This window comes from Brevundimonas sp. (genome assembly GCF_035626975.1).
GTDB lineage: Bacteria > Pseudomonadota > Alphaproteobacteria > Caulobacterales > Caulobacteraceae > Brevundimonas.
Map to the genome: position 1 here is coordinate 18,457 of NZ_DASPMQ010000016.1, position 8,692 is coordinate 27,148.

Consider the following 8,692-nt stretch of genomic DNA (forward strand, 5'->3'; position numbering starts at 1 on the left):
CGGGGGCGGGTAGGTATGGGCGTCGTTGGCGAGACCCTGCGCGAGAGCGCGATCATCAATCTGACCGGCGCCGTCACCATGATCGTGGACGACTCCGCCTTCGCGGCGGAGATCACCTCCAGCGCCCTGCTCGGCTTCGGGATCAAGACGCGCTATTCGATGCGCGGCGCCGCCGAGGCGATCGAGGTCCTTCAGGATGTCGAGATCGACCTTCTTGTCGTCGACTGCGAGATGCCGGGTATGGACGGCTTCGAACTGGTGCATTGGCTGCGCCGTTCCGGCCCGCCCAACGCCTTCGTCCCGGTGATCATGACCGCCGGCCACATCCGCCGCTCGATGGTCTCCAGGGTCCGGGACTCGGGGGCCAATTTCATCATCACCAAGCCGTTCAGCGCCGCCAGCCTGCTGGAGCGCATCGTCTGGGTGGCGCGCGACGGCCGCCCCTTCCTCGAGGTCGGTGAGTATTTCGGCCCTGACCGGCGTTTCCGCGAAACCGCGCCGCCGGGCGAGGAGCGCCGGGTCGACGTGATCCGCCGCGCCCGGTTCGAGGCCGAGAAGGCCGCCCTCGCGGCTTCCGCCCAATGACCGTCATCACCCACGCCCGACGCGCGCCGCGCCTCGCCGCCCTGATCGACAGCGCCGGCGGCGTCAGCATCGGCGTCGCCCTGGCCCAGGCCCGCGAAAACATCTCGGCCCTGCGCGAAAAGGGTCTGGAGGAGGTCACGCGCCATATCGACGCCCTCGTCGCCATGGACGCCCCGTCTGATCCCGACGCGACGGTTCACAGCCTCCAGCAGATCTACCACTCCGCCAATCACATCGTCGACGCCGCCTCTCCGTTCGATCTCGAGGAGATCTGCGCTGTGGCCATAAGCCTGTGCGACATGGTCGACCGGGCCTCGGTCGAGGGCGCCGCCTTCGACTGGCGCATCGTGGCCGTGCACATCCAGTCGCTGCGGCTGTTGAACACCCTGCCCGCCGGGGCCGTCGCCGAGCGCGCCGAGGTCACCGCCCATCTCGCCGGGATGGTGGCGAAGAAGTTCGGTCAGACCGGCTGACGTTCGGTCCGCGCGCCGCGCGTCTGCTTGCGCCACAGAGCCGCGTACTCCCCGCCCTGACGCGCCACCAGCTCGTGGTGGGCGCCGCGCTCGACGATCCGCCCGGCCTTGAGCACCAGGATCTGGTCGGCGTCGGCGATGGTCGACAGCCGGTGCGCCACGACCAGCGTGGTCCGCCCGGTCCGCGCCCGCCGCAGCGTCTTCTGGATCGCCGCCTCGGTGCGGCTGTCCAGCGCGCTGGTCGCCTCGTCGAGGATCAGGATGCACGGATCGGCCAGCAGGGCCCGGGCGATGCCGACCCGCTGGCGCTCGCCGCCTGACAGCTTAAGCCCGCGCTCGCCGACCATGGTGTCCATGCCCTGCGGCAGCGCCCCGATGAACTCGTCCAGCTCGGCCGCGTCCGCCGCCGCCCAGATCGCCGCCTCGTCCGCGTCGGGCCGGGCGAAGCCGATATTGGCCCGGATGGTGTCGTTGAACAGCGCCACGTCCTGAGGCACCAGCGCCACCGCCGCGCGCAGCGACTCCTGCGTCACCTGACGCACATCGATGCCGTCGATCAGCACCCGGCCCTCCTGCGGATCGAGCAACCGCAGCGCCAGTTTGACGATCGTCGACTTGCCCGAGCCCGACGGCCCGACCAGCGCCGTCGTCGTGCCCGGCGGCGCCGTGAAGCTGACGTCCTCCAGCCCGTTGGCGCGGGCGTCGTGGCGGAAGCCCACCTGCTCGAACGCCAGGGCCGCGCCGCGCGTGTCCGCCGGTCGCGGCAGGGGGGCGGCGTCGGGCGCGTCGGCCACCTGCGGCGTCTGACGCGTCACCTTCAGCATTTCCTCCATGTCGATGAAGGATTGGCGGATTTCCCGATAGGCGAAGCCCAGAATGTTCAGCGGCGCATACAGGGAGATCATGATCAGCACCGCCGCCATCACATCGCCCGGCCCCATCCGCCCGGCCGCCGCCTCGAAGCCGGCCATCACCGCCATGACCGCCAGGCCGAGGTTCATGATCACCGCCTGCACGATGTTCAGCAGGGCCAGCGAACTGTTGGCCTTCAGCGCCGCCCGCGTGTAGTCGCCCAGCGCCTCGTCATAGACCCGCGCCGCCCGCGCCTCGGCCCCGAACGACTTGACCGTCTCGTAGTTGAGCAGGGCGTCGACCGACACGCCGGCCGCCTGGGTGTCGGCGGCGTTCATCTCGCGCCGGTGCTCGATCCGCCAGTTCGACAGGGCGAAGGTGGCGACGGCGTAGATCGCCACCACGGCCACCGCCACGGCCCCGAACCGCCAGTCATAGGCCCCGGCCAGCACCCCCGCCGCCAGCACCAGCTCGACCCCCGTCGGGATCAGGTTGAAGGCGAGGATGCGCATCAGGAAGTCGACCGCCCGCGACCCCCGGTCCATGGTCCGCGACAGCGAGCCGGACCGTTTGGTCTGGTGGAAATCCAGCGACAGGCTCAGGGCATGCGCGAAGGTCTCGGTCGCCGCCGTCCGCTGCGCCGCCGATCGGACCGGCGCGAACACCACGTCCGCCGCATTGGGCGCGATCGCCGACAGCAGCCGCACGAAGGCCCAGCCGACCGCGAAGGCGCCGAAGCCCCACGCCATGCCGACCGCCGCCCCCTGCCCCGCCGCCAGCCGGTTCACGGCCGCACCGAGCACCAGGGGGGCCAGCACGCCCAGCGCCTTGCCGCCCAGAGTCATGCCGATCGCCGCCAGCAGGCGCAGATGCAGCTGCGGCGCATTCGATCGCCGCACCAGCTGGACCAGGTCCAGCAGCGCCCGGCCCGTCGGCGGCCCCTTCGGAGGCTCGGCCGGAGGCGCGCCCTGCGCCGCCTTCGCCAGTGAATCGCCCCGCCGCCCCGTCCGTTCACCCAGTCTCGCCATGGCGCAGATATGGGCCGCGTCGCCCGGGTTCGCAAAGCGGCATCGACCGCGGATGAAACCGTCGCCGTTGTCGGGCATAGTCTGGCGGCCATGTCATTCTGCGCCGCCCCCGCCGATGCCGCCGTCGCGGCCACGTCGCTGTCCGCCCCTGCGGCCACATCCCTGCCTGCCGCGACGGCCGCGCCGACGGCGGTCGACCGCCCGCTGGTCTGCGCCATCAATCACCAGCAGGACCGCGAGCGCGACGAGCGCACCACGGTCGTGGTCATCCAGCCCTTCGGCTACATCAATGAGCGGACCGGCCGCGCCATCTGGGTTCCCGCCGGCTACGTCACCGACTTCGCCTCCATCCCGCGCGTTGGCCGCTGGCTGATTCCACCCTTCGGCCGGCACGCGATCGCGGCCGTGGTCCACGATTGGCTGTATTCGATCGGCGAGCCCGGCCGGCGCGGCGAGGCCGATGACATCTTTCGCGACGCCCTGCAGGAACTCGGCGTCGGCATCGTCCGCCGCAATATCATGCACGGCGCCGTCACAGCCTTCGGCGCCGGCGGCTACGACCGCGCGGCGGCGACCTGGGCGACCCAGTTCATGGACTGGCGCACCGGCGACGTGTCGCCGCCGCCGGCCCCGCGCGAGGCCTTCTTCGGCGACGGCGATCCCGGGGTCATCGAACGCATCAAGTCACAGGCGCCCGCGAACTGCGGCCCATAGCAGCCGCAGCCGCTTCTCCAGCGGCCCGGCCGCGGGTTTTCGCGCCAGAGTGGCCGGCAACACGGCCGGAAACGCCCCGACCGGCAGATCGCGGGCGATGCGGGCTGCGTCCGGCAAGGCCGCCCGCGCCTCGTCGAACCGTCCGGTCTGGATCAGGCCCCAGACCCGGGCCGCGGATGTCGCGAGCGCCGGATCGGTCGCCCCGAGCAGTTGCGCGGCCGCCTGCATCGGGCCGACGTAGAAGGCGTCGAGGTCGTGCGGCTCGCCGTGCACCCGGCCAATGTGCGCCTCGATCAGGGCGTCGAACGACGCCCGTTCCAGCCCGTGGCGGGCGACCGCCTCCGTCAGCGCCTCCAGCACCGGATGGCCCTTGCGCGCCTCTCCCGCGAACACCCCGTCCATCTGCTCGCGCCACCAGACGTAGCGCATCTCGGCCAGCAGCGGCTGGGTCACGCGGGTCGGGATGGCCAGAAGTTCGGCCTCGAACGCATAGAGGGCGATCAGATCGGCCCGCGCGTGGGCATCCCCCACGAACCGGCTCGAGAGCCAGCGATCGGGGTCGGCCGCGCGGACTTGCTCGTCGAGGGTATTCGAAGGGTTCAAGTTTCTTCCCGCTCACCCCGGCGAATGCCAGGGCCCAGATGCCAGATCACGAATCTCAGGCGCATTCCCGCGCCGTCGATGCAAGTCCCGAAGGACGGCAACCGCAATCCGGGTCCCGGCATTCGCCGGGATGAGCGGACAGATCAGCCAAACAGCGTCTGGTACATCGCCATCGAGGTCAGCATCGGCAGCGACAGCAGCATGTTGGTGCGGCTGGCCAGCATGGCGACGCGCGCGGCCTTGGCCTTGGCGTCGTCATCGACCACGACGATGCCGAGGGCGCGCTTCTGGTTCGGCCAGATGATGCCCCAGACATTGAGGAACATGACGATGGCCAGCCAGACGCCGATGCCCATCAGGGTGTAGCCCTTCTGATCCTCGGTCAGGCCGCCGGCGAGGCCGAAGCTCAGCACCTCGATCGCGTAGGCGTGGCCGCGGCTGAACGCCAGCGCCAGGCCGGCCACCACCGTGGCCAGGGCCGACCAGCGGAACCAGAACAGCGCCTCGGGAGCGATATGCTTGCCGACCGCCGGCTTCAGCTCGGCCGGGATCGACGGCATGACCCGGATCTGGACGAAGTTGAAGTACCACAGCAGGCCGATCCACAGGATGCCCGCCGCCACGTGGGTCCAGCGGAACACCGCCTGCCAGAAGATCAGGTCGAAGCCGCCCGGCGCGACGCTGCCGAAGGCGTAGATCATCACGCCGGCCAGCACGAGGCTCAGCAGCACGGTGGTGCGGAAGTTCGAAAGCAGCTTGCCCATGGTTCGCCCCTCCCAGAGCGTTTCGACAGAAACGCGGCGATAAACCAGCCGCGAGAATCGTTGAAGCGGCACCTTAGCGCCGCTCGCGCCCGACAAAAACCGAAAGACTGTAGGGGCTTTTACGGGGCCCCTACGGCCGGCTCGCCATGCCCAGCTTGACCGGCTTGGCGTCGTCGGCCGGTCCGCCGCGCTTGACGCCCCACAGCAGGATGATCGGCGCGCCGACATAGATCGACGAATAGGTGCCGACGACGATGCCGAACATCAGGGCGATCGAGAAGCCGAACAGCGTCGGGCCGCCGAGCACGGCCAGCGCCGCCAGCACCATGACGGCGGTGAAACCGGTGATGATGGTCCGCGACAGGGTCTCGTTGATCGACAGGTCGATCACTTCGCGCAAGGGCATGGTCTTGTACTTGCGCAGGTTCTCGCGCAGGCGGTCGAACACCACGACGGTGTCGTTCATTGAATAGCCGATCACGGTCAGGATGGCCGCGACCATGTTGAGGCTGAACTCCAGCCGGAACAGCACAATCAGGCCGAAGGTCAGGATCACGTCGTGCAGCAGGCCGGCCACGGCGCCGAAGCCGAACTGCGGTTCGAACCGGAACCAGATGTAGGCGAACATCAGCACGACCGCGAGGCCCAGCGCCATCAGGCCCGACCGGTACAGTTCGCCGGACACCTTGGAGCCCACGACGGCGACGCCGGAATAGGTCACCTCGCCGACGGCGTTGGTGACCGCGGCCTCGACCTGCCTGACCACCTGGGTCTGGTCCTGGCCGTCGGGGATCTGGAAACGAAGCAGGGCCGTGGAGCCGTCGTTCACGTCGGATCCGAGCCGGGCGATGCCCTGGACCTGCACGTCGCCGAGACCCAGTTCGTCCGCCGCGCCCCGCAGATCTTCAAGGTTGATCACCTGACCGGCGGGCTTGGAAACCTCCATCGAGGCGCCCCCGCGGAAGTCGATGCCCATGTTCAGGCCGGGGTAGAAGACGCCGACCAGCGACGCGATCACCAGCACCGCCGAAAGCCCGGCGGCGTATTTGGCGAAGGCGACGAAATGCAGGTTCGTCTTGACCGGCAGCAGTTTGATGAGGGGCCATCCACGCATCGCCATCACTCCGCGATCGGCAGTTTTTTGGGCTTGGCGAGCTTCAGCCACCAGGCCAGTCCGACCTGGGCGACCAGAACGGCCGACAGCATCGAGGTGAAGACGCCGATGGTCAGCGTCCAGGCGAAGCCGCGCACCGGCCCCGCCCCGAACATGAACATGATCAGCGCCGCCACCAGGGTGGTCAGGTTGGCGTCGATGATGGTGCCCATGGCCTTGTTGAAGCCGGCGTCGAGCGAGGCGATGACGGACCGTCCGGCCCGCGCCTCGTCGCGCATCCGCTCGTAGATCAGCACGTTGGCGTCCACGGCCACGGCGAAGGTCAGCACCAGGCCGGCGATGCCGGGCAGGGTCAGGGTCGCCCCGGTCATCGACATGGCGCCGATAATCAGCAGGCCGTTCAGCCCCAGGCCGATCACCGAAATGCCGCCGAACAGCAGGCCGTAGGCGCCGAGCATGAACACCAGGATGATGACGAAGCCGATCGCCGTCGACAGCGCGCCGGCCGCCACGGCGTCGGCGCCCAGCTCGGCGGTGACCGTGCGGCGCTCCTCGACCTTCAGCGGCGCCGGCAGGGCCCCGCCGTTCAGCAGGTTCACCATCTCGCCGGCTTCCTCGATGCTGAAGCTGCCCTCGATGACGCCGGAGCCGCCGGTGATGGCGCTGCGGATCACGGGAGCCGAGATGACCTTGCCGTCGAGGATGATGGCGAACGGCTTGCCGATGTTGGCGGCGGTCGCCTCGCCAAACCGGCGCGCACCGGCGCCGTCGAAACGGAAGCCGATGGCGGTCTGGTTGTTCTGGTCGGTCGTGACCTCCGCCTTGGTCAGGTTCTCGCCCGAGACCAGAACCCGCTTCTTGACGAGGTAGGGCGTGCCGTTTTCGTCAGGGATGACCTCGGCGTCCGGCGGCGGGAAGCCCGCCAGGGCCTCCTCCAGGGAACCCTCGTCATCGACCATCTGGAAGGTCAGCTGCGCCGTCTGCCCCAGGATGCGCTCCAGCTGGGCCGGATCGCTTTCGCCCGGGGCCTGGATGACGATGCGGTCGGCGCCCTCGCGGGTGATCGACGGTTCGCGGGTGCCGAGGCTGTCGATCCGGCGGCGCACCACCTCGATCGACTGGCTCACGGCGTCGGAGGCCATGGAATCCATGGCCTGCCGGGTGAAGGCGTAGCGGATGCGATCCTCGCCCTGGCGCTGCACCGTGCGGTCGGCGACCGTAGCGGCGCCGCCGCCGGCGGCCAGCGGCCGCATCGCCTCCAGCGCCCGGTCCATCGTCGCCGGGTCCGCCAGGGTGACCGTCACGCCCGAGCCGTCCTGGGCGATGTTCGAGATGGCGACCTGCGCCTCCTCCAGCACCGTCCGGGCGTCCTCGCCGAGGTTGGTCAGGCGCTTGGCGCGCATGGCCGGCACATCGACTTCCAGCAGCAGGTACGACCCGCCCTGCAGGTCCAGCCCGAGGTTCAGCCCGTTTCTGGGGAGCCAGCCCGGCAGCGCCTCGCGCTGCTCGGCGGTCAGCATGTTCGGGTAGGCGAACAGCAGCCCGAACACGAACGACAGGGCGAGAAGGATGACCTTCCAGCGCGACAGATGGATCATGCGGGCTTCCCCGACCTTTCAGAGCGCCGAGATCAGGCCTTGGAGACTTGCTTGGTGTCGTTGGCCGCGACGCCGGTGCGGTCGCGCACCGTGGTGATCATCGCCTTGACCACGCGGACGTTCACGCCCTGGGCGATCTCGACCATGGCCTCGTCGTTCTCGACGCGGGTGACCTTGCCGATCATGCCGTTGGACAGCACCACCGTGTCGTTGCGCTTCAGGCCGGCCACCAGTTCGCGGTGCGCCTTCATCTGCTTCTGCTGGGGCCGGATCAGCATGAAGTAGAACAGGATGATGACCGGGACGAAGAAGATCAGGGTCCCGAACGGCCCCGCCATGAGTTCCTGCACGATAATCTCCGCATGCGCCGGAACGCCCCGCGGGCGCCCCTCGAAAATGAGGCGCGGAACCTAGGGCGCGTCGTCACACTTTGCAACGCGACGTGTGGCGCGGGCGACGCTTTGCGCTATCGCGGCAACACGCTCAGCGGATCGATCGCCGTCGGTTCGTCGCCGCGCATCCGCCAGGTCTCGAAATGGATCGAGGGCCGCCCGTCGCCGGCGGTCGTGCCGACCGTGCCGATGGCCTGCCCCGCCTGCACGTCGTCACCGTCGCGCACCAGGGTCGAACCCAGGTGTCCATAGACCGAGCGCCAGCCGTCGCGGTGCACGACCAGCACGGTCAGCCCCTGCCCGGCCAGGTCGTCGCCGACATAGCCGACCCGGCCGGCCGCGGCCGCCCGCACCTCGGTCCCCGCCGGCGCGCCGATGTTGACCCCGTTGTTGCGCTCGCCCATGCCGACCGGTCCGAAGCGGCGCAGGATGTCGCCCCGCACCGGCCAGTCCAGCGCCACCGTCGTGGCGGCCGGCGCGACCGCGATCGGCCCGGCTGTCGCGGCCGGCTCGCGCGGCGGCGGCGGCAGGACGCCCGTGGGCGGCGGCGGAGGCGGCGGCGGCGGCGT

General features: G+C 69.8%; 10 protein-coding genes. 3 read left to right on the plus strand and 7 right to left on the minus strand.

Annotated features, from left to right (window positions below; genetic code table 11):
- The first annotated feature begins 15 nt into the window (after positions 1 to 15).
- Together VEB62_RS04120 and VEB62_RS04125 are read left to right on the plus strand one after the other, a co-directional pair.
- The gene (locus VEB62_RS04120) at positions 16 to 585 is read left to right on the plus strand and encodes a response regulator (RefSeq protein ID WP_324795757.1); all 570 of its coding nucleotides are present in this window, start codon (positions 16 to 18) and stop codon (positions 583 to 585) included.
- Entirely contained in the window at positions 582 to 1,058 is a 477-nt protein-coding gene (locus VEB62_RS04125) for a chemotaxis protein CheE (RefSeq protein WP_324795760.1), read from the plus strand. The genes VEB62_RS04120 and VEB62_RS04125 overlap by 4 nt, the downstream gene beginning before the upstream one ends.
- On the opposite strand, the gene VEB62_RS04130 is transcribed toward VEB62_RS04125, so the two are convergent.
- The gene (locus VEB62_RS04130) at positions 1,046 to 2,938 is read right to left on the minus strand and encodes an ABCB family ABC transporter ATP-binding protein/permease (protein WP_324795763.1); all 1,893 of its coding nucleotides are present in this window, start codon (positions 2,936 to 2,938) and stop codon (positions 1,046 to 1,048) included. The two genes, VEB62_RS04125 and VEB62_RS04130, sit on opposite strands and share 13 nt — an antisense overlap.
- A 90-nt stretch (positions 2,939 to 3,028) precedes the next feature.
- Here VEB62_RS04130 and VEB62_RS04135 point away from each other — a divergent pair, with 90 nt between their 5' ends.
- Positions 3,029 to 3,652 carry a DUF1353 domain-containing protein gene (locus VEB62_RS04135; protein ID WP_324795766.1) on the plus strand — a complete coding sequence of 208 codons (624 nt, stop codon included), beginning with the start codon at positions 3,029 to 3,031 and terminating at the stop codon, positions 3,650 to 3,652.
- On the opposite strand, the gene VEB62_RS04140 is transcribed toward VEB62_RS04135, so the two are convergent.
- The 6 genes from VEB62_RS04140 to VEB62_RS04165 form a co-directional block, all read right to left on the minus strand.
- Positions 3,623 to 4,255 (minus strand): squalene/phytoene synthase family protein, encoded by a 633-nt coding sequence (locus VEB62_RS04140; protein WP_324795769.1) that lies wholly within the window; start codon positions 4,253 to 4,255, stop codon positions 3,623 to 3,625. The genes VEB62_RS04135 and VEB62_RS04140 overlap by 30 nt on opposite strands.
- Before the next feature lie 143 nt (positions 4,256 to 4,398).
- Positions 4,399 to 5,019: a hypothetical protein gene (locus VEB62_RS04145; RefSeq protein WP_324795772.1), complete on the minus strand. Its 621-nt coding sequence runs from the start codon at positions 5,017 to 5,019 to the stop codon at positions 4,399 to 4,401.
- A gap of 130 nt (positions 5,020 to 5,149) precedes the next feature.
- Positions 5,150 to 6,139 (minus strand): protein translocase subunit SecF, encoded by a 990-nt coding sequence (gene secF, locus VEB62_RS04150; RefSeq protein WP_324795775.1) that lies wholly within the window; start codon positions 6,137 to 6,139, stop codon positions 5,150 to 5,152.
- Positions 6,139 to 7,731: a protein translocase subunit SecD gene (gene secD, locus VEB62_RS04155; protein WP_324795778.1), complete on the minus strand. Its 1,593-nt coding sequence runs from the start codon at positions 7,729 to 7,731 to the stop codon at positions 6,139 to 6,141. Before secD ends, secF begins: the two co-directional genes overlap by 1 nt.
- A 32-nt stretch (positions 7,732 to 7,763) precedes the next feature.
- Complete coding sequence (gene yajC / locus VEB62_RS04160) at positions 7,764 to 8,069, minus strand: preprotein translocase subunit YajC (protein WP_324795784.1); 306 nt, start codon at positions 8,067 to 8,069, stop codon at positions 7,764 to 7,766.
- A 128-nt stretch (positions 8,070 to 8,197) separates the two neighbouring features.
- On the minus strand, positions 8,198 to 8,692 hold a 495-nt coding region (locus VEB62_RS04165; RefSeq protein WP_324795779.1), incomplete at its 5' end, for a murein hydrolase activator EnvC family protein.

Excerpts from the sequence above, each read along its gene's own strand:
- secF (WP_324795775.1), bottom strand. The coding sequence starts at position 6,139 with ATGGCGATGCGTGGATGGCCCCTCATCAAACTGCTGCCGGTCAAGACG.
- VEB62_RS04145 (WP_324795772.1), bottom strand. The coding sequence starts at position 5,019 with ATGGGCAAGCTGCTTTCGAACTTCCGCACCACCGTGCTGCTGAGCCTC.
- secD (WP_324795778.1), bottom strand. The coding sequence starts at position 7,731 with ATGATCCATCTGTCGCGCTGGAAGGTCATCCTTCTCGCCCTGTCGTTC.
- VEB62_RS04135 (WP_324795766.1), top strand. The coding sequence starts at position 3,029 with ATGTCATTCTGCGCCGCCCCCGCCGATGCCGCCGTCGCGGCCACGTCG.
- VEB62_RS04120 (WP_324795757.1), top strand. The coding sequence starts at position 16 with ATGGGCGTCGTTGGCGAGACCCTGCGCGAGAGCGCGATCATCAATCTG.
- VEB62_RS04125 (WP_324795760.1), top strand. The coding sequence starts at position 582 with ATGACCGTCATCACCCACGCCCGACGCGCGCCGCGCCTCGCCGCCCTG.
- yajC (WP_324795784.1), bottom strand. The coding sequence starts at position 8,069 with ATGGCGGGGCCGTTCGGGACCCTGATCTTCTTCGTCCCGGTCATCATC.
- VEB62_RS04130 (WP_324795763.1), bottom strand. The coding sequence starts at position 2,938 with ATGGCGAGACTGGGTGAACGGACGGGGCGGCGGGGCGATTCACTGGCG.